Origin of the sequence: Enterobacter sp. BIDMC 30, assembly GCF_000534355.1 — a bacterium.
Classification (GTDB): domain Bacteria; phylum Pseudomonadota; class Gammaproteobacteria; order Enterobacterales; family Enterobacteriaceae; genus Enterobacter; species Enterobacter ludwigii.
In genome coordinates this window covers 2,027,727-2,052,325 of the sequence record NZ_KI973169.1, presented here as the reverse complement: position 1 = coordinate 2,052,325, position 24,599 = coordinate 2,027,727, and the positions used below count along the sequence as shown (strand labels likewise).

At 53.0% G+C, this 24,599-nt stretch carries 28 protein-coding genes; 3 read left to right on the top strand and 25 right to left on the bottom strand.

Going from position 1 to position 24,599, the window contains the following annotated elements:
- Positions 1–255: 255 nt before the first annotated feature.
- Positions 256–927, top strand: a complete 672-nt coding sequence (locus L466_RS12550) for an SOS response-associated peptidase (protein WP_032680744.1) — start codon at positions 256–258, stop codon at positions 925–927.
- On the opposite strand, the gene L466_RS12555 is transcribed toward L466_RS12550, so the two are convergent.
- Both L466_RS12555 and L466_RS12560 read right to left on the bottom strand, forming a co-directional pair.
- Positions 920–2,185: a Y-family DNA polymerase gene (locus L466_RS12555; protein WP_032680743.1), complete on the bottom strand. Its 1,266-nt coding sequence runs from the start codon at positions 2,183–2,185 to the stop codon at positions 920–922. The genes L466_RS12550 and L466_RS12555 overlap by 8 nt on opposite strands.
- Positions 2,185–2,493 (bottom strand): hypothetical protein, encoded by a 309-nt coding sequence (locus L466_RS12560; RefSeq protein ID WP_155962760.1) that lies wholly within the window; start codon positions 2,491–2,493, stop codon positions 2,185–2,187. Before L466_RS12560 ends, L466_RS12555 begins: the two co-directional genes overlap by 1 nt.
- Before the next feature lie 139 nt (positions 2,494–2,632).
- Here L466_RS12560 and L466_RS12565 point away from each other — a divergent pair, with 139 nt between their 5' ends.
- Positions 2,633–3,682: an acyltransferase family protein gene (locus L466_RS12565; RefSeq protein ID WP_032680741.1), complete on the top strand. Its 1,050-nt coding sequence runs from the start codon at positions 2,633–2,635 to the stop codon at positions 3,680–3,682.
- A gap of 39 nt (positions 3,683–3,721) precedes the next feature.
- Here L466_RS12565 and L466_RS23950 read toward each other — a convergent pair whose 3' ends face one another.
- The 17 genes from L466_RS23950 to L466_RS12655 form a co-directional block, all read right to left on the bottom strand.
- Positions 3,722–5,803, bottom strand: a complete 2,082-nt coding sequence (locus L466_RS23950) for a tail fiber/spike domain-containing protein (protein WP_032680740.1) — start codon at positions 5,801–5,803, stop codon at positions 3,722–3,724.
- 58 nt (positions 5,804–5,861) lie between these two features.
- Positions 5,862–8,339: a host specificity factor TipJ family phage tail protein gene (locus tag L466_RS12575; RefSeq protein WP_032680739.1), complete on the bottom strand. Its 2,478-nt coding sequence runs from the start codon at positions 8,337–8,339 to the stop codon at positions 5,862–5,864.
- Positions 8,326–8,742, bottom strand: a complete 417-nt coding sequence (locus L466_RS12580; protein ID WP_050594871.1) for an NlpC/P60 family protein — start codon at positions 8,740–8,742, stop codon at positions 8,326–8,328. Before L466_RS12580 ends, L466_RS12575 begins: the two co-directional genes overlap by 14 nt.
- A complete protein-coding gene (locus tag L466_RS12585; protein WP_032680736.1) occupies positions 8,705–9,175 on the bottom strand; it encodes a hypothetical protein in 471 nt (156 codons plus the stop codon). Before L466_RS12585 ends, L466_RS12580 begins: the two co-directional genes overlap by 38 nt.
- Positions 9,175–9,672 (bottom strand): hypothetical protein, encoded by a 498-nt coding sequence (locus L466_RS12590; protein ID WP_032680735.1) that lies wholly within the window; start codon positions 9,670–9,672, stop codon positions 9,175–9,177. Before L466_RS12590 ends, L466_RS12585 begins: the two co-directional genes overlap by 1 nt.
- Entirely contained in the window at positions 9,672–11,996 is a 2,325-nt protein-coding gene (locus tag L466_RS12595) for a tape measure protein (RefSeq protein WP_032680734.1), read from the bottom strand. Before L466_RS12595 ends, L466_RS12590 begins: the two co-directional genes overlap by 1 nt.
- 56 nt (positions 11,997–12,052) lie before the next feature.
- Positions 12,053–12,427, bottom strand: a complete 375-nt coding sequence (locus tag L466_RS12600) for a hypothetical protein (protein ID WP_032680733.1) — start codon at positions 12,425–12,427, stop codon at positions 12,053–12,055.
- Between the two features lie 72 nt (positions 12,428–12,499).
- On the bottom strand, positions 12,500–13,243 hold the full coding sequence (locus L466_RS12605; RefSeq protein WP_032680732.1) for a DUF6246 family protein: 744 nt from the start codon (positions 13,241–13,243) through the stop codon (positions 12,500–12,502).
- A 50-nt stretch (positions 13,244–13,293) separates the two neighbouring features.
- Positions 13,294–14,049, bottom strand: a complete 756-nt coding sequence (locus tag L466_RS12610; protein WP_032680730.1) for an Ig-like domain-containing protein — start codon at positions 14,047–14,049, stop codon at positions 13,294–13,296.
- A gap of 58 nt (positions 14,050–14,107) precedes the next feature.
- Positions 14,108–14,491: a phage tail termination protein gene (locus L466_RS12615; protein ID WP_032680729.1), complete on the bottom strand. Its 384-nt coding sequence runs from the start codon at positions 14,489–14,491 to the stop codon at positions 14,108–14,110.
- Positions 14,488–14,856, bottom strand: coding sequence for a hypothetical protein (locus tag L466_RS12620; protein ID WP_014883994.1), 369 nt, complete (start codon positions 14,854–14,856; stop codon positions 14,488–14,490). Before L466_RS12620 ends, L466_RS12615 begins: the two co-directional genes overlap by 4 nt.
- Before the next feature lie 2 nt (positions 14,857–14,858).
- Positions 14,859–15,215 carry a hypothetical protein gene (locus L466_RS12625; protein ID WP_023300379.1) on the bottom strand — a complete coding sequence of 119 codons (357 nt, stop codon included), beginning with the start codon at positions 15,213–15,215 and terminating at the stop codon, positions 14,859–14,861.
- 175 nt (positions 15,216–15,390) lie between these two features.
- On the bottom strand, positions 15,391–15,768 hold the full coding sequence (locus L466_RS12635) for a DUF7370 family protein (RefSeq protein ID WP_032680728.1): 378 nt from the start codon (positions 15,766–15,768) through the stop codon (positions 15,391–15,393).
- 2 nt (positions 15,769–15,770) lie between these two features.
- Entirely contained in the window at positions 15,771–16,049 is a 279-nt protein-coding gene (locus tag L466_RS12640) for a hypothetical protein (RefSeq protein WP_032680727.1), read from the bottom strand.
- 32 nt (positions 16,050–16,081) lie between these two features.
- Positions 16,082–17,137, bottom strand: coding sequence for a major capsid protein (locus L466_RS12645; protein WP_032680726.1), 1,056 nt, complete (start codon positions 17,135–17,137; stop codon positions 16,082–16,084).
- Positions 17,134–17,595, bottom strand: coding sequence for a hypothetical protein (locus L466_RS12650; RefSeq protein WP_023294167.1), 462 nt, complete (start codon positions 17,593–17,595; stop codon positions 17,134–17,136). Before L466_RS12650 ends, L466_RS12645 begins: the two co-directional genes overlap by 4 nt.
- Positions 17,595–18,965: a hypothetical protein gene (locus L466_RS12655; protein ID WP_032680725.1), complete on the bottom strand. Its 1,371-nt coding sequence runs from the start codon at positions 18,963–18,965 to the stop codon at positions 17,595–17,597. The genes L466_RS12650 and L466_RS12655 overlap by 1 nt, the downstream gene beginning before the upstream one ends.
- A gap of 48 nt (positions 18,966–19,013) precedes the next feature.
- Here L466_RS12655 and L466_RS12660 point away from each other — a divergent pair, with 48 nt between their 5' ends.
- Positions 19,014–19,214 (top strand): hypothetical protein, encoded by a 201-nt coding sequence (locus L466_RS12660; RefSeq protein ID WP_032680724.1) that lies wholly within the window; start codon positions 19,014–19,016, stop codon positions 19,212–19,214.
- Here the strand turns inward: L466_RS12660 and L466_RS12665 are convergent.
- The 6 genes from L466_RS12665 to L466_RS12695 all read right to left on the bottom strand — a co-directional run bounded on the left by L466_RS12665 (position 19,198) and on the right by L466_RS12695 (position 24,431).
- Positions 19,198–20,217: a phage minor head protein gene (locus L466_RS12665; protein ID WP_050594870.1), complete on the bottom strand. Its 1,020-nt coding sequence runs from the start codon at positions 20,215–20,217 to the stop codon at positions 19,198–19,200. The two genes, L466_RS12660 and L466_RS12665, sit on opposite strands and share 17 nt — an antisense overlap.
- A complete protein-coding gene (locus L466_RS12670) occupies positions 20,150–21,613 on the bottom strand; it encodes a DUF1073 domain-containing protein (protein WP_032680722.1) in 1,464 nt (487 codons plus the stop codon). The genes L466_RS12665 and L466_RS12670 overlap by 68 nt, the downstream gene beginning before the upstream one ends.
- Before the next feature lie 12 nt (positions 21,614–21,625).
- Positions 21,626–22,924 (bottom strand): PBSX family phage terminase large subunit, encoded by a 1,299-nt coding sequence (locus L466_RS12675; protein ID WP_032680721.1) that lies wholly within the window; start codon positions 22,922–22,924, stop codon positions 21,626–21,628.
- Positions 22,908–23,375: a DUF2280 domain-containing protein gene (locus L466_RS12680; protein ID WP_032141944.1), complete on the bottom strand. Its 468-nt coding sequence runs from the start codon at positions 23,373–23,375 to the stop codon at positions 22,908–22,910. The genes L466_RS12675 and L466_RS12680 overlap by 17 nt, the downstream gene beginning before the upstream one ends.
- 32 nt (positions 23,376–23,407) lie before the next feature.
- Positions 23,408–24,046 carry a putative metallopeptidase gene (locus tag L466_RS12685; protein WP_032680720.1) on the bottom strand — a complete coding sequence of 213 codons (639 nt, stop codon included), beginning with the start codon at positions 24,044–24,046 and terminating at the stop codon, positions 23,408–23,410.
- Between the two features lie 166 nt (positions 24,047–24,212).
- Complete coding sequence (locus tag L466_RS12695) at positions 24,213–24,431, bottom strand: hypothetical protein (RefSeq protein WP_032680717.1); 219 nt, start codon at positions 24,429–24,431, stop codon at positions 24,213–24,215.
- Between the last annotated feature and the right edge of the window lie 168 nt (positions 24,432–24,599).

Here is a 24,599-nt window from a genome sequence, read left to right as displayed (position 1 = left end):
ATTAAAGCGCTTGGGCTGCCAGCGAAGATCGACGGGGCTTAAACCTGCATCCCCATCACATGAGCATACATTTTTCATAAACGACAAAGATCGTCCAAGAGCGCACTAAATAACAGATGGTTAGAGTCGTCGAAAACATTAGTCGTCTAAGTTCACCTTAGAGCGAGTGCTGTTTTGTGTCCCACCCATGCCCCACTGCCCCCTCTTTTCCTCCCTGCCCTATACTTTCAGTCTGACATTTGGCTGGAGGTTTCTATGTGTGGACGATTTGCACAAGCCCAAACCCGTGAAGAATATCTGGCTTACCTGGCCGACGAAGGCGATCGCGACATCGCATATGACCCGGAACCGATTGGACGTTACAACGTGGCGCCCGGTACCAAAGTCCTGCTGTTGAGCGAACGCGACGAGCAGATGCATCTCGATCCTGTTTTCTGGGGCTACGCGCCCGGGTGGTGGGATAAACCGCCACTGATTAACGCGCGCGTAGAGACGGCAGCCACCAGCAGAATGTTTAAGTCTCTGTGGCAGCATGGCCGGGCGATCTGCTTCGCTGATGGATGGTTCGAATGGAAGAAGGAAGGAGACAAGAAACAGCCATACTTCATTCACCGCGCTGACGGCCAGCCGATTTTTATGGCGGCGATCGGCAGCACACCATTCGAATGCGGTGACGAAGCAGAAGGATTTTTGATTGTGACATCTGCAGCTGATAAAGGCCTGGTCGACATTCACGACCGCCGGCCACTGGTTCTGTCGCCAGAAGCAGCCCGGGAATGGATGCGTCAGGAGGTTGGCGGGAAAGAAGCGGAAGAGATTATCGCCGACGGCTCTGTGCCAGCAGAAAAGTTTATCTGGCACGCCGTGTCGCGTGCCGTTGGGAATGTGAAGAATCAGGGGCCGGAGTTAATCGAACCGGTCACTTAACAACGAGAAGATCCGAATATCTTGTCGTATACCGCGGCGATAGCATTTCTCGCTTCATCTGCCATTGCTGCTGTATGCCCTGCCCGGCAAAGTACAGTGTGCCTTTTCCACCTTTGGCATTAAGGCGGTCCAGTATGTTCATCAGTGGTGCGCTGTCGTTGCGCGGTGCGTTTTCATCAAACAGGTTTAGTTGAGCAACACCCTGACTGAAGAAGTCACCGAGCATAATTCCGGCTTTCTGGTACCGGTGACCTTCCTTCCAGATTGCGTCCAGGCAACGTGTGGCAGCGTTGATAATGTCTCTGCTATCCTGCGTGGGGGTTAGCAGCTTAACCGATGCACTGTTGCCGTAATATTGTTCGTTCAGGGCAAAAGGTGACGTCTTCACAAACGTGGAAATGTACCGGCAATACTGATGCTCACCACGCAATTTCTCAGCGCCGCGGGCAGCATAACTGCAGATAGCCTGCCTCATCTGGTCATAATCGGTAATGCGCTCACCGAAAGACCTGCTGCAGACAATCTCCTGCTTTACCGGAGCAAATTCCTCAAGCTCGAGACACGACTCTCCACGTAACTCCCGGACCGTCCTCTCAAGCACGACATTGAAGTGTTTGCGGATCACTGCGATATGAGTATCAGCGAGGTCAAGCGCAGTCTTGATACCCATCGCCTCGAGTTTTTTACTGATGCGCCGGCCAACACCCCACACCTCGTCGACTGGAAGCAACGCCATGAGCTTTCGCTGGCGATCGACGTTAGACAGGTCCACTACACCACCGGTCGCTTTCCACGTCTTTGCCGCGTGATTGGCGAGCTTGGCCAGCGTCTTCGTCTGAGCTATACCAACACCAACCGCTAGACCTGTGTTGCGATAAACGGCATCCTTCAATTCGCGCCCAAACTCTTCAAGAACGCGACAGTTTCGCACTCCAGTAAGATCACAAAAGGCCTCGTCGATTGAGTAAATTTCGACGCGAGGGCTCATTTCTTCCAGCGTGGTCATCACCCGGTTGCTCATGTCGGCGTAGAGTTCGTAATTGGAGCTGAAGCATACCACCCCCTGCTGTCGGAAATAATCCTTACACTTGAAGTACGGATCGCCCATTTTTATGCCGAGAATTTTTGCCGCGGCCGATCTTGCTATTACGCAGCCGTCATTATTCGAGAGCACGACAACCGGCCTTCCCGACAAATCCGGCCTGAATACCGTCTCGCAACTTGCATAAAACGAGTTCACATCTACCAGGGCAAACATCACATCACCGGATTATCATCAACCCATACCGGGCTAATGGTATGAGTTACCACACCAACAAAGCGAACGTCATCAAGCGCATCACCTTCTATGGCCTCTCCATCGTCGGTAATGAGAGCGTCACCAGCCCAATACGCATGCTGCTGGCGGCCGCAAAACCAGATGAGCAATGTATTTCCGCGCTCAAATTGCTCACCTTTCTCAATGACATCATAACCTTCCAGCGTTTCAACAATGCTTGCAGAAGGAGGAGTGAATGGCTCTGCTACCGCAACTAAGGCGGTGCGCATGTCTGCTGTGCGTGGCATGGCAACCTCACATTTAACTGTATACATATACAGTAAAGCAGGTATATGGCATCGATCAAGTAGTGTTTTGATAACCCATAACTGGTACTATTCTTATTAATATTGTTTTCAGTTACATACACCGTCTTGCAGGACCTTGATGAACAGCCTAACAGAAAATCAACACGTATCACTTGAGTCAATGAGGGGTATTGCGGCAATAACTGTCGCTATAGCCCATGTTGTGCAGTTTTTTATCGTCAGGTTCTACCCTGATGCATTTATCTATATAATTTTTGCAGCGCAATCGAGTGTAATGGTTTTTTTCTCGATGTCTGGTTTTCTTATTGGAAAATCCATACAGAGTAACTCATCTAAAAATGACCGCTTCAAGCTCTCAATTTATGCAGCCAGTAGATTTAAGAGAATCTATCCACCATTAATCCTGTCTATAGCTTTAATAATTGTATTGAACTACATTTCACCGTACGTGTTCGAGGCGACGAATTCTCTGCTATCTTCATCTGGAAATAGTACTATGCATGGAAAATTTGATTACACTCCTGCACAGATACTGTCTGCACTAACGTTTACTAATGGTATATCCACGCCGATAATACAATTCAACCAACCGCTATGGAGTCTCCCGCTTGAGGTTTGGTACTATGCCATAGCTGGGTTGCTATTCACAAAAAAACCATTAACGGCCATTACTGCAATTACTATTTTTATATGTATATCAATGTTTAAGCTTGAATTTTTCATATATTCTTTTGTTTGGTTTTCTGGTTTAATTGTTTCTTACATCCCTGCAGCCAAAGGCAAGTATAAAGTATTGGCGCTATCTATTTTGCTGGCACTTGCTTGCGTTTCACTAAAGGTGGGTTCATTATTTGCAGGAAAAGAGGTAATCTTGGCATATTACAACGCCTCTTTTGGCCTTTTCTTTACTGCGTTCATTTATGTGTTTTTAATTATATATGACAATAGAATTTCAATCCTGAATAATACATCAAAATACTCTTACACGCTGTATATTACACACTACCCTATCCTTTATTTTTTCCTTGGGATGTTTGAGTTAAAGGTGAAGGATGATTTAATCATATCAATACTTATTGGGTTTATTGCAATAACCTCTGCACTTTTGTTTGCCAGTTATTCGTCTAGGTTCGTTGAAAACAGAAAATTTATTAGCAGAATAATGTGATTTTATTTGATGAAAAAAGGCCCCAATGGGGCCTAACTTTTAGTTATGCATTGTCACAACTGCAAGAGCGGCGCCAGCACTTAACGTTATGGTAATGTTGTTTCCAGAAAGCGCCGTGTTCACAGTGATAGCTCCGGCGCTATAGGCTACGTTCTGGCTGGTTACTGTCCTTGTCCTTATGTCAATCTCACACGCTCCATAAACTCCGCTAGACTGAGCTATAACGGTCATCTTGCTGTAGTTCCAGTCAGGGCTCTTGTAATTAATTACAGCAGACGTAGCCCCGGCAGTTATCAGGTTCGCGCTCTGACTTTGAGGTAGTTGGTTAAACTCTACAACGGTCATTGATCCTGGCGATATGTTATCTCTGATGTCCATTTTCGTTGGCATCCCCGCTGGAACTCTGTTGCCATAATAAGCAAAGGATGATGATGCATTACCAAAGAAGTTATCATTAATCTTCAATCTGAAGAACCCGTCAACGTTATTGTTCGAGTAGTAAGGATAACTAAAATTGTTATCGGTATACTTAACATCATGAAACGATGCAGATCTCATTTTGCCAGTTGCAGTGCCAGCCCTCTCAATCCCAATAGGGGTATTATAGATTTGAGAAACTTCTACATCTGAATAAAGCGTCTCATTTTGATAAAGAATTTTTGAAGCCCCATTCACATAGCCAGCTTTTACGTTAACTTGCGTGACTCCATAAGCAGCAACTAAAGATGGCTTGACTACATTATCACCACTAAATGAGCCAATTTCTATGTTAAAAACGTTGGCATTTGTTACCCTTATGCCTATAGGGCTGTTATATCCACCAGAAAGCATTGCACCCAAAAAACCAACCTTTATGGTATGAGTACTTACGCTTGTGTTTTCTCCGAAAATCATCAAATGGTTATCAATAACATTCGCGGAATAACCAACCTCAATACGGCAGTTCACCGAACCACCTCTGTTATCACTTCCATTAGGAGCGTTAGTGTCTATTCCATCGAAGTTTATTCCCCGATGATCAGACCCTGCTACACCTCCGCTACCAGTTACTGAGCAATTGCTTGCTTTTAAAAACCCTATGCAGTTGTTATTATATTTGCTGGCGTGTATAGCGTTGTATTCGGTAGACACTTCACCATCTAAAATAACATGGACGTTATATACTCTTGCGTTTACTCGTGTATCTCCATCGCGCCATGGGATAAAATCACCATTGTCAGGGTCGAAGAATTTAGCAAATCCAAGCATTCCGCCAGACTGAGACTTCAATGAATCTGGAATTGAAGGGTCGTTAAACCTACCAATTATTCTGCATCCTTTCTTTATGTGAACTGAGATGTTGTCACGTCCTACATGAGTGCTTCCCAAATGGTATAGCACGCCCTGAGCTTTTATCTCAAAGTTAGACCAGCGCTCATTGCGTAGCATGGTTTGTATTGCATTGCGGTTGTTCCAGGCTGTGACAGGATCATATGTCGCATTAATAATAACACCATGATTTAGATCGGTAGGCTGGCTGATTAGTCTCAGAAATACGCCATTAGAAGCGACCTGGTCACCAAAGCCATCAGGAGTAGTACCGGTTGTCGCGGCAATGTATAGCGCGCCGCCGCCGTCGCCTGCAGCGTAGTAACCGGCTGTGGAGTATGTATGGCCAGGGGAAATTCCACCAAAAGACTTCATGTCCGCCACTGTCTGGAAGCCGCGAGTTACGCCGCCATTGAGTGCGAAAACCTCACCGCGTAAAGTCGCATCGCCTACGCTCAGCCACGCACCTGGACCAATGCCACCTGTAGTTTCAGGCGTTGAGTTCTCTGGCACGTCCTTAGGGAGCGGCCCGTCCCAGCGGTAGTATTCACCTGTAGCCTCAAGATGCAGAACCTGGTTTGGCAGCGTAAGCGTATTCCCGTCCTCGAAGCTGTCCAGAGTGATGTACCCGAACTGGGAAATAGCCTGCTGCGCCAGCCAGCGCAGGCCCTCGATCGTATAATGCTTATTGCCGAAACGGTCAGTGTAAGTCCATCCCATCGAGGTAACGAACTCGTCAATTTTCCCCGCGTTAAACTTCAAATCGCGCGGTGATTCGCTTGGGACAGGCAAATTGGTAGGTTGCGTAGCCATATTGATTCCATAAAAAAACCCGGCGCTATGGCCGGGTCTGGTTGGTCGGGGAAGGTTCTTATTGGTAGATGGCGTCGCTGTATTCCGCGACGGTCAGAGATACCGTGTTATCTGTGTTCGGTTTAATGCTGTTTACCGTCCATAGCTGACTGTCCAGTTCCTCCACCGTCGCTATGAGATAGCGCGACGGTAGCTGCACAGTTTCACCGTTCCATATGTTGAGCTGAATGTTAGGGATAGCCGCGGTGAATCCGTACTTCGTGTCGCTACGGGCGGTGGCCGGATAACGCAGAGTTGGGTTACCCAGGCTGTCGGTAACCAGCACATACATCGAGCCGGTAAACGTGATCGGCTCGCTGGTATCGAAGTCATTCCCGGAGCGGCCGGTGACGTAACCACCCTGCTGGTTGCTGTCGTAGATGTCTGGCATCTGGATGACGCTACCGACCTGGATAATGCCGTCCTCAAACACTTTCGCGTTCATCTTCACGCGCGAGTAGATCAGGCGCTTGGTTTCGCGTAATGCTCGCTCCCGGGCTTGATATTCATTACGGAAGCCGACGATCTCCAGCTTGTTTGGGTTTTCCGCTTCCTGCTCAACGATGGCACCGTTCAGCACGCGGTAGTTGATGTACGTCTTGTTGTTCGTTGTGGGGTGGACGTATGACACCTGCACGCCGTCATAACCGCCTGGGAGAGTGGCCTCGTACGTCATTTTGTACTCGTCCGTCTTCATGTTGGCTCGGTTGAATACGGCCGCCGGGTAGTCAACTTTCTGATCACGGGTAAACGTCAGCACGCCGTCATCCCAGTACGCCACAACCGACGCCGCATTGCAGATCGCCTGCACGCGGTCGCCCAGTGAGTCGTTCTCGTCGTCAAATGTGTAGTCGAAGTAACCCAGTCGATCATCAGGAAGGCTTTCAGCGATCGAATACAGCCCGTACAGGTCAATGCTGCTTACCGGCTGCTCGCCCATAATCAACCAGGTATGAGCCACCGCATCAGCGAACGAGCGCGACGGCCGCAGCGTGTAATCCACCGTTTGCGTGTCGAGGTCGTATGTGATGGTGTGGCGCGTTACCAGCGCGTTGTATTTGCGCTCACGACTGCCAAGAGCGTTCTCAGTCGCCCGGACTTTTACACGCACCAGCGTATCGGTAGGGTGAACGACGTTTGTCCTGATGTTGATGCTGTGGATTTCTTCGACCTTGAGCAGTGATGCGTCGCCGGAGTTATCCGTGCGCTGGAAGCTGACCGCGTACTTCCCGAACCCGCCGGTCGGTGTGATCTTGTCAGTTCGATAAAACACCTCACTCGTCGACTGATGCGGCGTCGTCTGCCGGTACGTAAACGTCTGCTGCGTTCCCGGCACCTGGTTGTAGTCGTCGTCGATTTTCCAGATGACAACCTTCCAGTTGGTCTCCTTCTTCCCTCCGAGGCTGGACTGCGTATGAAGCCACAACTGGGTTGACTCAACTGGAGAGAAGAACGGCCCCACTACCAGCGCCTCGTTATCGTTGAGGATGAATTTCGTGGTGTTGATCGTGGCGTTCGCCGGGATATCCTGCGGCCCATCCAGTTGGTTCATCGTAAACGTGTACCAGCGAACCGGATTCACCACCGCGCCGTCGTTTGTTTCAACGGCGGAGATCAGCGTGCCGGAGAATGTCGCGTCAGTGGTAACGCTGCCGGAAGCAGTGTTGTACGTAACGTTAATGGTGAAGGTAACCGCGTGCGGCAGCACCAGGCCCATGAAGTAATCGAACTCGGCCTGCTTCACGATTTTCATCGCTATCTGGCCACCGGAATACGTGCCGCTTACCACAGTGGTTGCAGTCGCGCTCTCTACCGGGAAATCGCTGGCTTCGTTCTGCCCGGGGACCTCCTGCCCGTCAACGTCATCGAAGCCGTAGCCCTCGACGATCTGCGGGATTACTTCGCCAGGCTGGAAGAACTGGAATTCGGCACCGGCCAGAGAGCCCAGACTGGATTCTGAGTAGCGCACGGACTCGTAGTCGTACTTGCCGATCCCGATGCACATCCACTCTGTAACGTACTTCAGGCCGCCGTCGGTGGACGTCTGGTGCACGTATTCGAACACCGACTCCTGAATCAGATCCGGGAACGAACGAATCTGCCCGTAAATGTCCGGCTTGGCCTTGTAAACGCGCGCGGTGTTTGTCTGACCGGTCAGGCTATTGTTCGGTGAGTCGACGGTATTACCGCCGTTGTTCGCGATTGCCGGCTTCGGCGCCAGGAACGAAAACACCTGGCCCACCACTTTAAAGATCGGGCTTAGGATGTCGCCGACAATACCCTTTGGCTGGTCGAATATCTGGATATGGTCCAGCTCGCTCAACTCAAACGCCAGCTCATCATCGTCGCCCAGCTTTACGCCGTTGCGGACGATCAGCAGGTCGCGGTGGAAAGTAGCGTCATTGGCCGCCAGCCAGTCATAAAAAAGAGTGCCGTTTGGCACCCTGCAAGGCAGCTTAGGCGTTCCTGGGAAGTTCGATATCTCAACCAGCGCCATACGAAAAATACTCCACTTTGGTGAATGCCCGCTGAATGACCAGCAACGAGTCCATGCGTACGCTTCCGTTCTCGCCGCGTGAATGCAGCGCCTGCCTGTTAAGCACCAGTCCAACGTGTGCCGGCTGCGCGCCTCGGTATCCAACGAATATCCCGCCCTCGACCGGCTTATCGGCCTGGCACCAGAAGACGACGTCGCCCTGATAGCAGGTGAAGAAGTCGGCCCCGGCTTCGTAGTCCGGTGTCTGGTGCAGCTCTATACCGAGAACGTGCCGGTAATACAGCACCACCAGCCCCCAGCAATCCACCTTTTCGAACGAACAGGCCCGGTTAGCCCACGGCACGCCGATCACCTGTCTAACAAAATCAGAGGTATTGCAGGCCGGTATATTCCGTTGGGTCATAGAGCCTTCCGATGTTGTTGTTTAGCGGGTTGGTAACAGACAGAGTGACCGATGCGGCGTCGGCATCAATATCCACCGTCTTGACGTAGAGCTGCCACGACTTAATCGGCACCGACACATCGCCGCTGTCGAAGATCTGCCGCGTGGCCGTGATGGCAGTCAGCCTGGCCGCACCCTTCCACTGTTTCATCAGTGCTTTGATATCCGAAGACAGCCGCCCAAGCTTCACCGTCGCGTCGATAACCGGAGTACCACTCTGCTGACTCTCTTCGATTTCAAAGCGCGCTGGCGTGTACGTCTGGCCGCCGAGCGTCTTCGGGAAGAACTGCTTATCGACCAGGCGGACGTAGCCAAAGGATGGATGGTAGAACGTAATGGTGTCGTACAGTCCGCGCGTCGGGCGCTGCTGCTTGTACTCCCTGAAGCTCGGCATTACGGAACCCTCGGAAGACTTTCCGGATCGCGCCCATCCGGATAACCCGTAACCACGATATCCAGCCGTGAGTCCCAAGGCGGCGGCAGCTCAACAATGATGTCGTCAAACTCGTCGTCGGCGTTGTAGAGGTGGTTTGCGATAACGGTTCCTGTCCATGTCACCACCCCGCCGTCGATACTGGTTTGCACTGGCATCTGCGTGAAGTGAAGCTCCTGCAATTGCAGGCCACTGCCGCCAAGATTGATATTCATCCGGAACCAGTTCAGGCCCCGGTTGAGATAGTTCGGGCTGCGTAGCCACTGCTGGAAAGCGCGCTCCTCAACCAACGTGAAGATCCACGTCAGTGACCAGGTCACTTTCAAGTCATCGGTTTGATTCTCGAAGATAGCCGGGCCGACCGCTGGCTGATCAGTCTGGAACCCGGTATCGAGCGTCATGTTTTTGCTGGCCTTCTGCGCCAGCGGCAGCCAGTCGGGATAGTCGATAATTGGCATCAGCCCTGCCCTCTTGGCGTGCGTTTAACATTGAAGTTACTGGTTATACCGTTGCTGATTGGCCCGCCGTTGTTCAGGTCTGCAACAATGACATCAACGGTAAGCCCACCATTTGCATCAGTGCCAGCCTGTGCATCAACGGACGATGGCGTGTAGTTCTGGATGTTGATAACTACCCCTCCGCCGCCAGCAGTCATCTCCTTGTTGCTGATCACCCTGCCGTTGTCGCCCGGTATCATGTATTGCTTACCGGTGCTGGCCTGGTAAATCTCCGGCATGCCGCCTTCACCGACCTGATACATCCCGCCAGCAGAGACAGGCCCGCCGTTCTTGCGTTTGCCTGACAGTGCCAGGATGCCAGCCATCGCGCCAAGACCAATAGCAACAGCACCACCGAATGAAGCCACGGAGGACATGATGGCCGCCGGAGTCCATGCCGCCGTAGTAGCCGCTGCCGCTGCCGTCGAAGTCGCCGTCGTGGTTGCGATGCCTGCTGCCTGTGCCGTGGTGGATGCTGCAACCGCCGCGGTAGTGGCCGTCTGGCCCATAATGGCCGACTTAACCCACTCAATGCCCATCTGAACGAACGAATTAACAACGCTGTTCAGCACGGTCATGCCGATACTGCGCATAGCATCGCTGGCTGACATACTTCCGGTGACAATGCCGGTCAGCGCATTGCTGGCCACCGAGCCAAGGGAGTCGAAAGCCGCCGCTGCTGCCTGGGTGACCGCGTTCTGTTGCGCCCACTCCTCCCACATCGCAGCGTTACGCTGATCACGGTATTGCTGTTCGATAGCGGCACGCGCTGCCTCAGCCTCCCCGATCTTCTGCGGGTAAAGCTGAGCATAAAGCTGGATGTCAGCAATGTCTTTCTGGTACTGGCTATCCAGCCCAGCTGTTTTGCTGGTTTTACCCTGGATGGTACTGAACTTATTGGCAGCCTCTGTGCGCTCGCGTTCAGCCTTAGCCTGCTCACGCAATGCGTTGGCATTGTCCCAGGCTTTGCCTGCCAATTGCCCGGCCAGCATGAGTTGCTCCTGCGTGGCGGTGTTACCGAGAGACTGCTGTGCATTAAGCACGGCCTGAGCCCTGGACAGTTCACCGACACTGCCAGCTGACAGCTCGGCCTTCTGCCTCAGCTCGTCCAGTTTTTGGTTAACAGTTTCCTGCGCTTTAGCGTACTGATCCGCCTCTTTCTGTGCGGCTGACGCTCCACCCTTCGACTTGCTCCCGGTGGTCGTTGCCGTGGTCTTTATCTCGATCGGCTTTGTGTTAGCCGCGGTCTGCGATTCTTTGGTTACAGCCGCCAGGTCGCCAACCAGAATCGCGGCTTTGTTGCTCAGTCCGGCCAGCGCTTTGTTTTGCGCTTCCCAGCCATCAAGCCCCAGCCATGACCAGGTCCGTGCCCGGCGGGTAAACATTTCTGCCGTGCTGTTCAGATCTGAAATCTGCGCATCCGCTGAGATTGCTTTGCCCGCCAGCCTGTCGAGCGCAGCTGTCATTGAATCGATAACCGCAACCAGACCATTGCTAGCTCCTGTTGCCTGGTTAACGGAATCGATCATCGACAGGAATGAGTTTGTCAGTGCGGTATTAGCCTGTGAAAGCGTGCGCGGGAGTTTCTCGAACTCTGCATTCACTGAGCCGGTTTGCTTCTGAATGGCGTTCAGAGCATCTTCTGCCGTCAGCTTCCCGTCCAGCATCAACTGGCGAAGCTCTCCGATACTTACCCCCATCCCGGCGGCAATCTGGCGCGCCAGTTCCGGCATTTGCTCAAGGATGGAGTTGAACTCCTCCGCACGGACAGTGCCGGATGAAATTGACTGGCCGAACTGACGAAGAGCATTCGCCATTTCTTCTGTTGAGGATCCGCCAATGCGACCTATTTTCTGAAGTGTTTCGGTGAGCTGGATTATCTGGCCGTTGGTCGCGCCGGTATCGCGCAACGCCGTGCTGAGAGTTTCCCACAGCTTCGCAGTGTCCTGAAGAGAACCGCCAGTTGCCGAACTGATACGGATCAGATTCTGCATCGTCTGCGAGGCTGTTGTTGCGCTACCAGTAAGCCTCTCTATACGAGCGTTGAGCTGGCTCATGTTGTCAGCAGCAACAAGAAACGCCTTACCCCAGTCAACAACGAGTGATGCGGCAATAGCCCCGGCGACGCGGTTGATATTCGTCTGCAACTCATCCATCTTTTTGGCTGCATTGGTCGCCGAGTTGCCGATGGAGTCGAGCGACTTATTGGCCTTTCCCTGCGCCTTGAGCAAGCCAGATACATCGGCCTCGATGTCGTAATAAATCTCGCCTGCTTTTTCAGACATCATTTTCTCCGGGCATAAAAAAACCCACCTTGTGGTGGGTTAGTTATTCGTGTCGTTTATTGACATCGTTCGGTATAGTCTGGCGGTGGTGGTGTATCTCTTGAGCTCAGGAAATGATCGCCAAGCGTATAGTCGACACCTTTTGAGAACATACCTTTCGATTTCATGTTCAACTCAACGTAGAACGGGTGAAATCCGGCATATGCACCGAAACCGTTCTTGCCGTTTATCTCGCCACAAACTACAGCGATGACGCCACCATCGTCGGAGTCTGTCATCCTGGCAACCTTCATATTGCGAAACTGAGCACTTGAAGGATCAAGCAGGTTAGCGGACACCTCGGATTGCGCCAGAGAGATTGCCTTTTCCTCTCCAGGCTTACAGGCAGCCAGAAGAAGTGGAATCGCCAATGACAACAGTATTTTTTTCACTCTTATCCCCTGAGTTTTATTTCTGAGCCATCTTACGCCAGGCCTGGCGAGTAAGGTATATCCATTATTAACTCAGGCTGCTGTCTTTGCTGATTTTTCGCGCTCAATCATTTCCTGCCACCGGCGTTCATCATCATCCATAACCGCGTCATACTCTTCCCTGGTGAAGCCTTTCTGGTCCGGGTATTTGGAGTTAAGCATCATGGCGAATTCGGTCATGGTTAGCTCCATCGCCTCTTCCTTGCTGATGCCAAAATGATTGCGGGCGGCCATGATGTATTCGGTCGCATGAAACTCAGAAGTCGTTTCCTTGCTTTCGTTCTTCTGCAACGTCCTGACTCTGGCCCGTCCAATAATTCCATGCATCATCAACGACTGAGCAATGAGAATGAGGTTCTCAGGAGGTAGCGAACCGCGGTGCCATACAAAGGTACGTCGTCCAGTACGGGATAGTTCATGCCATCCAGTAAGTTCAGAAACATCCTCATCGCAGCAAGACTGGATGACATTGATCGCGGAGAGTAAAGTTTTACGTAGAAACGCCGCTGAACCTGCAGCTTCAAGCGCCCATCGAGGATGCGTTACGTCTCCAAAGTAGTGGGCGTAAAATCTGCGCTGATGCTCAGGTATAGCGCTGTGAATTTCTCGCGCTGCCTCAAGCATTTTCGCCACGTCATCATTGAAGAGTGCATAAAACGTGCGAACGATATGCTCTGGCTCGCCTATCCGCGTCATGTTACGGAACGACGGCCGGAAGAAAAACTCACGCTCGCCAGCGCCGATAACGCACTCTCCAATTTCTTTCAAAGGGGTCATATCGCTCTCCATAATCAGTATCAAGGGCAGCACGCCGCCCTTTGTAGTGATTACGGTGCGGCAGTTACGGTAACAGCGCAGGTGTCAGTAAAGTCACCATCAGCTGTAGTAGCCGTAATAGTCGCGGTACCAGCAGCAACGGCAGTAACCAGGCCGGTTGAACTGACTGTCGCGATGGAAGGCGCCGAGGTCGTCCAGGTGATCGCCTTGTTAGTCGCATCGACTGGCTGAACTGCGCCGCTCAATTGTTGGGTTGCGCCAACGACCAGAGATGCAGTTGCTGGGGTAACTTCAACGCCAGTTGCGGCGATAGAGTCAGCGACCTCAAACACAACAGTGTCAGCGTCGTAGACCTTCCACTCGCCAGAGAAAGTGGAGATATCGTTGGTACCGAAGTCACCAGACCATGAGGTGGTGTTCATGTAGCCCTGGATATAAGTGCCAGCGTTCTCACCAGCGAAGTCGAAACGCACCCACAGGTTAGGCTGACGGCCTGCCTGTACTTCGTCAAAGATGTACTTCGACAGACGCCACGCACCGATCTCGTTGTCTTTATCCGATTTGCGAAACTCACCTTCACCGGAGATCGTCAGATCCATATTGTTGACCAGGTTCTCCACCAGCCCTTTAGCATCGTCTGCCTCAGAGTTGATGGTGTTCATCGAATAGTCGATGCCCTTGGTCGTCATAGCGCCGAGACGCTTCCACTCGGAAAGCGCTGGCACTGCGTCGGGGCAGCCAAAGGCCATGCGTAGCACAGCTACTTTCCCGATCAGCTTGCCAAAATCATTAGCACAGCCTTGCATGTGTACCTCTCAAATAAAAAAGGCCGCCGGATGGCAGCCTGATGGGTTGGTGATGGGGTTATTCGCCGTATACGCACATAAACTGAAGCCGGAAGACCAGGCGGCCCTCTTCGGTCGGGATGGGTGCCGGCATGTTGCCGAGGTTTTGAATCAGGCCAAGGCATTCATCAGTAATGTCGTTCTGTTCGACATAATTGATGATTTCCTGAGCCTTCTCTGCGGCTGCGCGTCGCTTGTCCTTGGCGGAGATGATATCCACCAGCACGTAGTGATCAGACCCGAGGTCATTTCGGATGTCGGTACCGCCGTTGGGCCGGAATACGATGAATGCGTCAGTTAACTTCGTTGTATCATCCCACGCCAGTAACTGAACGATGAAGCCAGTGGTAAGCCCGGCATCAACGAAATAGTTACGCACGCGCTCGTACATGGCTGGCGTCATACTGAAAGCTCCTTGCGCATTACGGCATCAATCTGGCTGCGGGTGTCTTCAAAGCCTTTAGTGAGGAATTCTTTCTGCGCGGTAGCGCGGCGGAAGGTTTGAGGAACATTCGGATCGTGAACGAACACAGCGTAGTTCGCGGTGTATCCCACCCGACCTGTCAGCCGAACGCCGTTGTTAATCAACTCCCGATACTGGCTATTAAGCAGCGTTGAGGTGTCGATAGGAGTATAAAGCGCAGCCTGTGAGCTGCCGATTATCATTGCTGACTGCAGCGCCCGGACAACCTTGCGCCCTTTCACGTCGTTGATAATGCGGTTGAGTCCGGCTTTCGACTGCTTAACGCCGCGAACTTTTATGCCCATGGCTACACTCCCGTAATAATCGCCCAGTCATCTTCCAGACCGTCGAGAGTGTCGTTCCAGCGCGTTACGTGACGCACCTCATCGGCACCGGCCACGACCGGGTCCGGTTCTGCACTCACACCAATCAGGATGTAATCGCCCTCATCGGCCAGCGCAAACGCAGTAAAGAAGGTGTTTTTTACAACAACCTCTTTACCGATTGAGCCGAGCTTTGCTGACAGGCCGCCGATGTAGTCGCACATAATGGTTTCAGGCGGTTCGTATGGGTCGACAGGATCGCCCCACTCGTCATTACCGCCCGCGCCCTTACGCCATATCGTGCACGGCTTGTTGTATGACCATGACGCAGTAGACGACATCAGCCCCCCTTCCAGCGCAGCACCTTCGCGCCAGTCGCCCGGATGCGCGGGCAGTTAATGAACCACTCGCCGTCCGATTTCACGTAGCCAGTAGTCTCCCGCCCGGTGTCCGTGATCACCCAGACGCGAGTGAAAGAACGGGGCAGGCCGTGCTTAACGGATTTGTACGTCATCATCAGCCACCGACCACCATGAACAGGCCGACACTGTTACCGGCACTGATCGGCAGCTCGCCTGTGCAGCCGCTGGTATCGAGACGGGCCAGCGAGTCACGCAGCCAGGTAATGCTGTCGTCGCCATATTCAAACGAGCGGGACGCGCCTGACGGCGCACCCTGCGATTTGATGCGGCGCGCACCGGACGACGTAGCCATAAGCGCGGCGGCGTACATCAGGATCAGCTTCGCGGTGCACTCGTCATACCCGGCCCCATCGAGGCATGGGATGATTTTGTTCACCACGCAGAGAATCGGATCCAGCAGCGCGCCCGGGATGGAGTAACCCAATTCACCGAGGAACGCCTGCACGTCTGCCGCTGTGATTGGGTCAGCCATGGTTATTTCGCCTTTTTCGATTTAGCGGTGGTGTCTGCCTGCTCTGCCTGCTCTGCCTGCTCTGCCTGCTCTGCCTGCTCTGCCTGCTCTGCAGGTTTATCGTCGGCACCTGGCGTGGCAACTTCAAGCTCCTGCTCTTCAACTTCGCCAACGACCGATACGCGACCAGTGAAAGCAGGTGGCACACCAACCGCAACGAACTCATGGCCCACCGGCAGTTGCTGGAATACGCCGTTAATTGTTCCCCAGCAACCAGCCTTCTCTACTTTTAACTTTTTCATGCTCTCTCCCGAAGAAAAGAGGCCGAAGCCCCTTAACCCTGTGCGTTGAACACTTTAGAGCGACCGTTGAAATCGCGCTTAATCTGCAGACCGACAGCACTCCAGACCAGGGAGTTGTAGTTGTCGAATGGATTTTGACGCGGGATCATGAAGGTACCCACTGGCGCGGCGATGCGGGTCTTGATGTACTGAGAGTTGCGCACGTAAGCGATGAAGTGGTTACCGGTCAGTTTAAAGGTCTGGTTAAACGACTCGATGCGGCCATAGCGCAGGATGTATTCCAGCACAGTGCCTTCTTTGAATCCGGCTGCATCGGAATACGGTCGGTTCAGGTTGCGCATGATGTCCGGCGACGCCCATGCTTTTACCTTTTCCTGCACATAGTTATCGTCCAGCAGTTTCGCGAATGGACCAGTGAAGAAAGCGACAGTTTCGTCAGGCGTAGAGGTAGTCAGATCAATATTCAGACCGGATGCACTCAGATCCACCTGGTTGGTGTTGGCGTGGTTGGTGATACCAGCACCGACATAACCCTTCACCTTCACTTTCCCGTCACCTGAAAGCATGTAGTCAGCCATGTCTTCACGGATAGCGGCAACGTGCGCTTCCTGATCGTCAGCCATCGCGTCGAGGTTTTCCGACTGCATGCCGTTCCATTCGCGCCATTCACGGCCGTAGCCAGTGTTGAAGATCGGAATTGGGTCACCAGCTTCGTCGTAGATGACTTTATCCAGCTCTTCCGGCACGTGGCCCGTCAGTGAGCGATGAACCTTGCCAGCGTCACTGGAAACGCGGTACAGCGCCGCCGTCTTGCCGATAGAAATCGGCGTCCCCAGACCGAGCAGATCATCCAGCAGGCCGTTGCCTTCGTCATTACGGAAGACTCGGGTGGTGATGTTGTCCACTTCACTCCAGTAGTCTTTGGAGATCAGCGCTGCCTGGTTAACTTCCAGCGCACCGCCGTACTGGGCAGCAATGGTGTTCTGGTTGATGTTGAAGGATTCACGCTGCATCAGCAGCTGATTCCATGCCTGCTTCACCTGGTTGTGCTCGGTGATCAGCTTTTTGTTGAATACGATCATGCTCATGCGGTTGCTTTCCCTGATTTGCGAACTTTCACGAGCTGAGCTTCAGCGCCAACGGTGATTTTTTCGCGTGAATAAAAGAGGACCTGGTCGGTAGCTGGCGTTGTTGCCTTGGCAAGCGTGCCGTCACCGGCAGAAACCAGGCCTTCGTTTTCCAGCAACACTTCGCCTGCTTTGACCAGCATGTGGTAATCCACATCGTCTTCGCACATGATGGCCGCGCCGGTATCACCTGCAGGAACCGAGTCGCGAATGTCACCGCCGCCGATATAGTTGTGCTGAAGAGCCAGAGCAACGCCTGCACCACCAGCGACATTGTGAACAGCCAGTTTTCCGGTGCTGTCGAGCATCACCAGTGAGCCGGGTTTCACGGCCGCCGCCATGATTGCTTCAATGACCTGTGGGTCATTCTTACGGGCCGGGCCCGCGATTACCGTATGGAAACGAGGTGCGAGAGCCATTATTCAGGTGCCTCCATGTTAAGGATTTCACTCTGAGCGCCATTCCCCTGGAATGCAGGGTTCAGACCGGTGCTGGTCTGGCACTGTGAGTACAAGTCGTTCAGCGCGTCGCCAGCCAGTGAGTTGATCGCAGCTTCGGTCATGAACGAGAATTTCGCTTTAACCGCGTCACGCTTGGTTTTCAGTTCGCTTTCAGCGTTAGCCTGCAGCTGAGATTTCAGCGTGCTGATTTCATCGGTAAGCGGTTTCAGAGCCAGATTTACTGCTGCAGCAATCGCGTCAGAGTTAATCTGAGCCTGGCCCGTGTCGCCGCCGCCATCTTTCTTCTGCATCTGCTGGTTGTAGGCATCCCAGACCTGATCGTCGGTCAGCCCCTCGGTTTTAACGCCTGCGGCATTGAGCGCGGCGATCATCTTCTCTTTCATCGGGTTTGTTTCTCCGTTGGTTTTGACTTCGTACTCAGTTGGTTTGCGCACGACTTCTACTGGATCGCCGACAAGCGTTACGACCTTGTCAGAGATGAGGTACTTCTGGTCGAAGAGCTTCGGCTTGGCGTTCTCGCCATCCTCTTCGTAAACGAAATGGTCAGGCCAGACGCTGACGACATAGCGCCACTTTTTGTCGTCCTGCTTGATGGACATGCGCAGCGCCTGGTAGATGTCGTCGAAGGACATCTCTGAAGCGTTGCTGATGAAGAACTTCACTTTGTTCCACCAGCCGTCTTTCATGCTGTTGGCTGCATCGATGAGGCTCGTCGCTTCAACATCAGCCTCTTGCCCGTCAGCGTTGACGAACATGCCGACGCCTTCATCCGGCGTGCCAGCGCCGGGCTCATCGAGCAGGATCGCTGTGTGTTCAAAATCAAGATTGTGAGCAACCCAGGAGTGTTTCTTTCCTTTCGACTCACCAGCGCGCTGCTCTTTGTTGAGCAGCAGCCCAGTCGAGACATGGATTGGGTCGATATTCTCCCCAGACATCATGTCGTCAAGGCGCTGAATAAGGCGCTTCCCGTCAGGCTTGGTATCTGCCACGGCCTTATTGACGTAAACATCCATCACGACCTTGTCGTTGGCCTTGCTGACGTTCTGCGCCCATGCCCCGGCATAGTATGTGTTCAGCGCCTCTGGATCGGTCGAAGGAACATACTTCCCGTTAACCATGGGATGCCCGATCGGCATCAATTTACGCTCCATGGTTTTGAAGCTTTTGTTAATCTCCTCAGCCGGGTACAGCCCGCCATTCATGACGATGTCATCCACGATAGGAACAACACCACGAATGACGTAGTGTTCCTGGCCGTTGATGGTGGTCGTTGAGATGTTGGAGGCGTTGATGGCGAGGGATTTAACGTGGATGCTGGATAGCTTCACGTGTTATCCTCTTAAATGATTTAATAAACTGTTATTTAAGGAGTTATCATGGATTACAAAATTTTATTTAAGGGCACCATTAACGGCAAATCCCACAACCTGGATACCGTTATCAACTCGAATACAGCACCTGAAGCAAACTCACCTGCAGTTCGTGCAGCTGCCATGAGAGCCCTTTCCGAATTAATCGAAGGCGAGGAAAAGGTTGTGACTATTGAAGTAAGCATCACGGCTATCCTCCCGATTTAATCTTCCCCTCGCTATCCCATGCTTTTCTCTCTTGGGATAGCTTGTCCGCCAGCCCTTCATTGAAAATTCTGCCATCATCATTGAGCAGCACCGGGATCTGGCTGCAATAACAGTTGTACCGGTTACCGTTTTCAGCGTAGAAGTCCCGCACCTCTTCCGTGGTGTAGACCTTGCCATGACGGCTGGCGTGCCAGGTGCGCGTCGTTGGTTTGAGCGCTGACAGCCACAGCATGCCGGTATTCAGCCCCAGCCGGTCAGCAGCCCAGTCCGTTTCATTCCATTGCGCCTGTCGCAGCGCGCCGACCTGCTCAGTCTGAGCGATGGTCTTGGCCTTCGACATCGATACATCGAGGCGCTTGCTGATAACGCTGGCCGTCTCACGAGGATTCACCCCACGCGCTACCGCATCGGTGATGATGTTGGTTAAATCGCCGCGGGCGGTATCGCTGATGACCTTCCAGTCGCTGAATGTTGTCAGCCTGGCAGCCGCCACCTGATTAAGATGACCGGGGCTGCTTAAAAGCTGCTGTAGCGTTGTCTGGCTGGCGTACACCTGCGACTGCTGCGAGAGGTTGTTGAATGCCTCCAGCGTGCCGCGCTGCGCTTCTGCGACGACGTAATCCATCGCCCAGAGGTTTTGCTCGCCACCTTCAAGCAGGTAATCGTCGAGAATGCCCTGCACCGCTTCCAGCAGGTCAGCCAGTTCCCGCGCCGACATGTCGTAGATGAACTTGCCGGCGTTGACCTGGTAGAGCCGCATGTCCGCGCCGTTGTCGTGGCAAAGGAAATGCCAGTTATGGCTGTTTACCTCTCGCTCTCTCCCGGTCAGGTGCTGATCGAACAGGGCTTTCAGCGCGCGCTTGATGCCGAGATACCGGTCCTCGATATCCCGGAACATCGCACTGACCTGCTTCGCCGATCGCGTCGGGTCAACCTTACTGCGCGGAACTATCGGCAGCCCCACCTTTGCCGTCTGTTCTGGTGTCATCGGCCAGTGGATCATCTGTAGTCACCTTCTCGTCCGGTTTCGGTGGTTCTTTTTGCTCCGGTAGCGGGTCAAGCCCCACAATCTCGCGCAACTCATTTGCGGTAAACGGCGCGTCTCCACCATAGTAAGGCGTGGTTTTCTGCACGATGTCGGCAAGCTTAGAGGCGTTCTCGATCTTCTCTTTCTCGCCTGGTGCTAGCAGGTCGCTCCACGAGATGGTGACCTCGCCTTTGGTTGGCGGGTCGATAATCCCTAGCGTCCAGAAGCGTTCCAACAGCGCGGTGATTCGGTCCGTAAGGAAGCCATTACGCCGTGTGTTTCGACGGATAGCCCAGTCCGTTTTATCCTCATCGCTCGCCAGGCGTCCGGTCTGTTGACCGAACAGGATGGTGAACGGTATCTGTACGGAGGCGGCCAGTTCGTTCGCAGTAACCTCCCACGTCGGCCCCGGGTCGCCTGGTGTAACGCTGAGAACGCGCATCTGCCCTGCCTGCATAACTGCAGCCGCGTCGGTACCGCGGTTCAGCTTGTTGACCTTATCGCCCATCGCTTCGCCGAGATCGGCATAGCCAGCCTTCATAGCCTGTTCTGCCAGCGTGGCCATGTCGGTTTCTTTGCTGAACTCGACGGCAATCTGACGACTGGCATTCTTCAGGAAGCCCTCAGCACCACCGCCAGAAATTTTCTCGATATCGAGGCCTTTGTTGAAACCAGCCTCCAGCAGCGGGATGCCAGACAGAACGTTGTCGTCTTCAGATCCTTCGCAGAACAGGATAACGCGGCTTGGATGCACCGGCTCGCCGCGCATCGGACCGACAAAAGGCTCATCACCAACCGGCTGCTCGTTGAAGTTGAACATCTTCGGCTGACCAAACGTTTCAGACTGACGGTCGTTATCCCATTCGGCGACGGTTAACTGCGGCTCCCATACCGGGATAAGTTTTACCAGAGCTGACTCGCCCAGGGATTTCACCAGCCTGGTATCTACTGGCTCGTTCCATGGCTTATTATCTTTCACCTGCAGCAGAAGCGCTGAGTAGCGCCCTACCATATTGCGGCGATCGGCATCCTTCACCTTGGGCCACAGCTTCTTCATGAACTTGGCGACTTTCTTTTCCCAGGCGTTTGTTTTCTCCGCCTCCTGAGCTTCATCACCGTCAACTATGACCGGATAGTCCTGCCAGCAACCATCCAGCAGACGATGAACCACAGCGAAGCCAGCGGCGTTGCGGCGGTACATGTTGTAGAAATCGTTGAAGGTGATCTCGCGCGGGTAGCCAAATTCCTGGTAAAGCGTCGGGCGCTTCGTGTTCCCACCACCGATGCCGATGGCATTCAGGTAATTTGCTCGCCTCATTTCAGTGGCGAGGTTGTTCACAGCCAGTTGAAGGCCGTTATCTTGTTCGCTCACTGGCGATGCTCCTTAGAAGAATACTGCGCCGACTTGCGCTTTGTGCTTGATGTACCCATCGAGACCATACCGGACGCCATCCCAGCAGTGGTTATTTTTGTCTTCAATAACCGGCAGGACTTCGCCAGTGATACGGTCTGTTTTGTACGAGTAAAGCCGCGCCTCTTTCGCTGTTTCTTTGCAGCGAGGATGGATGATGATCTTCTTAAATCCACGCAGGCAGGTGATGCCGTCCTCTACGCTACCCTGCCACTTCTGAGCGGCGGAGATATTGAACCCCTGCCCTTTGATGTGGCTGATAGTCTCAGGACGTGAGTTATCGGCTTTGATAGGCCATTTACGCGCTTCAGGGATGCCAGGGAATTTAGCCTCATCTGTAACCTTCCAATCGGCAATTTGCTTCGGCGTGGCGTCGGTTTTCCCGGCGTAGAACTTCCACATGTCGTCGAGCTCGACGCCGTTTCCGTAAGCCTCGTATTCGATGTAGAGGTTGTTATCCAGGATAAACATGCGAATAAGCGTGCTTGGATCCTTTGCGAAACCGAAGTCAGCGCCGAACAACAGGCGCTCTGATTTCTGCCAGAGATCGTCTTCGAAGCTCTGCACAACGTATTTGTTAGCCAGCACCTGTTTATCGGAGTTTTCGAGGTAAGCACCTTCCCAGATCCACGCATAGTCTGCGTAATCCAGGTTTGCCAGGTCTTCCTGCCTCTCCTCCTCGAGCACCGCAGGGAACCATGGATTGTCCTCATAGTTCATCTCGACAATCATTGAGCTTTTTGGCGGGTTCTTTCTGAAGAGCTTATCGGTGGCGCTGCCTTCCTTCTCCGGGTTCCAGGTGACCCAAATCTCTGAGCCTTCTTCTCGAACTGTCGGGCGAAGCTTTTTCCATGCAGTGGCTGATACCGACTCAGCCTCATCAACCCAGGCCACAAGAATTCGTGCTTTGGATTTTATGCTGTCGAGGTTATGGCGAAGACCACAGAATACGTAGCTGACCCTGCGGTTCTTTGTCCGGATGTATTTCTCGCCAATGTCGAAGTAATCATCAAGCCACGGAACGGAGCGAATGGCCTGTTTCACCTCCTCCATGGAGGACTCTTCCAAGGAGTTCATGTATTCGCGGGCACAAAGGATCACGCCGCTGATATTGGCCTCTGCCGCCTGGTACGCTTTAACGGCGGTCATAAGTGCAAACGTGCGCGTCTTAGCGGAACCGCGCCCGCCATGAGCACCACGATATCGGATGCCTTCTGTCGCGAATACGGGTACTAGCTTGGCTGGTATCTGGAGGTCAACTTGGCTTTCCATTGGCTGGGTCAACTCCTACCAGGCGAATCGTCGTCGGTCTCGGTGACATACTGCCGTCCGGGCTGGTGTGCTCGACCTTCTGTTTGTTGCTGTAAGCGTCGCCAACTTCTTTAGCGGCCTGCTCCATCAGCGAGGCAGCCAGCGCCATATTTCGCATGCTCTCGGCCTTTGTCATCATCCGGTCTAGCGCGCGGAGACGATAGGCTTTGTTGGCGATCGGGATGTCGCTTAATTCGGTCTGGAAGCGCTTACGGGTTTCGTGAAATAACTCAACCCATTTCTGCGCCAGCCCCCTGCCGTTTGCTTTCGTCGGGTCGTGGGATTCGACCTGCTGACGAGTGATGCTCAGGCCAAATTCTTTTTTGACCAGCTCAACCACCTGGGATGGAGTATCGAAGCAGGCAAGGGACTGAACGATGAAGGCTTTGACCTCACCTTTCAGTGTCGCCATGGATTACCTGCCTGTCATAATCAGTCATATTGTTAGGCCAGCTTTAGCATGCATGTACCGCATGACCTGGCTATATCGATGTGAGCCACTTCTGCTGGCGCATTGGCCGCATCAACAAGCTCCTGTACTTCTTTGCTGGCACCGTATCGACGTACGACACCAGTGAATTCTTCGACGTCGTGGCCGCGCAGTGTAAGCACTGGCTGCCCGGTCTCTTTGTTGAACTTAGGCGCGCCGAAATCGTCGGTGGCCTGGGCGATGTGGTAAAGCTCATGCTCTACCAGAGCGCAGAATTCAAGGTCGCTGCATTGTGAGCAGTAATCGGCCGCCAGCGTGATGATGAACTTCGGGATGCGCCCGAACCATTCATGCATCTGCTGTTCCATTCTGGCTTTCTGCCAGCCACCGGCGCGGAGCATTACCTGTTCAGCCTGACCGAGAACTAAGCGCCCCTTCTTCGCGAACGAATCGGACGCCCACATGAAGCAGAGATCAGCCTCTAACAGGTGTTCGTGGTCAGGATTATGGATGCTGCCGGTATCGCTGAGGATCTGACGGTTTATCCACTCATGTACTTCATTGGCGGGAATCAACCTGGTGTATGGCTGCCAGCTATCTGAGTCGATGAAGTTAACTGGCGGATATGGCCTGTGCTCATCATCGTTAGCCATGGGTTACTCCGTTTTGTATTTTACCGGGTCCGCCTTCACCTTCTGGCTGATGCCGCGCTTTACGATGAACTCAGCAACCTTTCTGTAATCCGGTTCGCAACGCATCATCATGCAGAACAGTGTCAGCGTCCTTAGATAGACAGGAACCCACCACCTGCTCTTGATTTCAACTGACAGTCTGCACGTCGCCATTGGTTTCTTCCTCTTCCGGTACTGGCGAGAACTGCACGCGCTTCACATCGGCAGGCGCAAAATACAGCCACTCTCCCGTCTCGGTAGCCAGCGGCACAAAGCCGTTAACCAGCTCGGGCTGACGTCGTGACATTTTGCCCGTGAAGGTTTCGCCTGTTTGGGTGGTTAGCGTTATTTGGTAGATGTCGGACATTGAGAGCCTCTTTATTTCCGTAGGCGATGCTTTGTCTCTTACAGGAGACAAACTCTCCAGGGTGAATCGTCACCCAATTTAGGTAACACAATAGAAGCCAATGTCTGGCCTCACGTTCACCTAACAAAGAGAGGTTTTATGAGCATCAAGAAATCACTGAACATCGGA

Excerpts from the sequence above, each read along its gene's own strand:
- L466_RS12550 (WP_032680744.1), top strand. The coding sequence starts at position 256 with ATGTGTGGACGATTTGCACAAGCCCAAACCCGTGAAGAATATCTGGCT.
- L466_RS12555 (WP_032680743.1), bottom strand. The coding sequence starts at position 2,185 with ATGTTTGCCCTGGTAGATGTGAACTCGTTTTATGCAAGTTGCGAGACG.
- L466_RS12560 (WP_155962760.1), bottom strand. The coding sequence starts at position 2,493 with ATGCCACGCACAGCAGACATGCGCACCGCCTTAGTTGCGGTAGCAGAG.
- L466_RS12565 (WP_032680741.1), top strand. The coding sequence starts at position 2,633 with ATGAACAGCCTAACAGAAAATCAACACGTATCACTTGAGTCAATGAGG.
- L466_RS23950 (WP_032680740.1), bottom strand. The coding sequence starts at position 5,803 with ATGGCTACGCAACCTACCAATTTGCCTGTCCCAAGCGAATCACCGCGC.
- L466_RS12575 (WP_032680739.1), bottom strand. The coding sequence starts at position 8,339 with ATGGCGCTGGTTGAGATATCGAACTTCCCAGGAACGCCTAAGCTGCCT.
- L466_RS12580 (WP_050594871.1), bottom strand. The coding sequence starts at position 8,742 with ATGACCCAACGGAATATACCGGCCTGCAATACCTCTGATTTTGTTAGA.
- L466_RS12585 (WP_032680736.1), bottom strand. The coding sequence starts at position 9,175 with ATGCCGAGCTTCAGGGAGTACAAGCAGCAGCGCCCGACGCGCGGACTG.
- L466_RS12590 (WP_032680735.1), bottom strand. The coding sequence starts at position 9,672 with ATGCCAATTATCGACTATCCCGACTGGCTGCCGCTGGCGCAGAAGGCC.
- L466_RS12595 (WP_032680734.1), bottom strand. The coding sequence starts at position 11,996 with ATGTCTGAAAAAGCAGGCGAGATTTATTACGACATCGAGGCCGATGTA.
- L466_RS12605 (WP_032680732.1), bottom strand. The coding sequence starts at position 13,243 with ATGACCCCTTTGAAAGAAATTGGAGAGTGCGTTATCGGCGCTGGCGAG.
- L466_RS12610 (WP_032680730.1), bottom strand. The coding sequence starts at position 14,049 with ATGCAAGGCTGTGCTAATGATTTTGGCAAGCTGATCGGGAAAGTAGCT.
- L466_RS12615 (WP_032680729.1), bottom strand. The coding sequence starts at position 14,491 with ATGACGCCAGCCATGTACGAGCGCGTGCGTAACTATTTCGTTGATGCC.
- L466_RS12620 (WP_014883994.1), bottom strand. The coding sequence starts at position 14,856 with ATGGGCATAAAAGTTCGCGGCGTTAAGCAGTCGAAAGCCGGACTCAAC.
- L466_RS12625 (WP_023300379.1), bottom strand. The coding sequence starts at position 15,215 with ATGTCGTCTACTGCGTCATGGTCATACAACAAGCCGTGCACGATATGG.
- L466_RS12635 (WP_032680728.1), bottom strand. The coding sequence starts at position 15,768 with ATGGCTGACCCAATCACAGCGGCAGACGTGCAGGCGTTCCTCGGTGAA.
- L466_RS12640 (WP_032680727.1), bottom strand. The coding sequence starts at position 16,049 with ATGAAAAAGTTAAAAGTAGAGAAGGCTGGTTGCTGGGGAACAATTAAC.
- L466_RS12645 (WP_032680726.1), bottom strand. The coding sequence starts at position 17,137 with ATGAGCATGATCGTATTCAACAAAAAGCTGATCACCGAGCACAACCAG.
- L466_RS12650 (WP_023294167.1), bottom strand. The coding sequence starts at position 17,595 with ATGGCTCTCGCACCTCGTTTCCATACGGTAATCGCGGGCCCGGCCCGT.
- L466_RS12660 (WP_032680724.1), top strand. The coding sequence starts at position 19,014 with ATGGATTACAAAATTTTATTTAAGGGCACCATTAACGGCAAATCCCAC.
- L466_RS12665 (WP_050594870.1), bottom strand. The coding sequence starts at position 20,217 with ATGATCCACTGGCCGATGACACCAGAACAGACGGCAAAGGTGGGGCTG.
- L466_RS12675 (WP_032680721.1), bottom strand. The coding sequence starts at position 22,924 with ATGGAAAGCCAAGTTGACCTCCAGATACCAGCCAAGCTAGTACCCGTA.
- L466_RS12680 (WP_032141944.1), bottom strand. The coding sequence starts at position 23,375 with ATGGCGACACTGAAAGGTGAGGTCAAAGCCTTCATCGTTCAGTCCCTT.
- L466_RS12685 (WP_032680720.1), bottom strand. The coding sequence starts at position 24,046 with ATGGCTAACGATGATGAGCACAGGCCATATCCGCCAGTTAACTTCATC.
- L466_RS12695 (WP_032680717.1), bottom strand. The coding sequence starts at position 24,431 with ATGTCCGACATCTACCAAATAACGCTAACCACCCAAACAGGCGAAACC.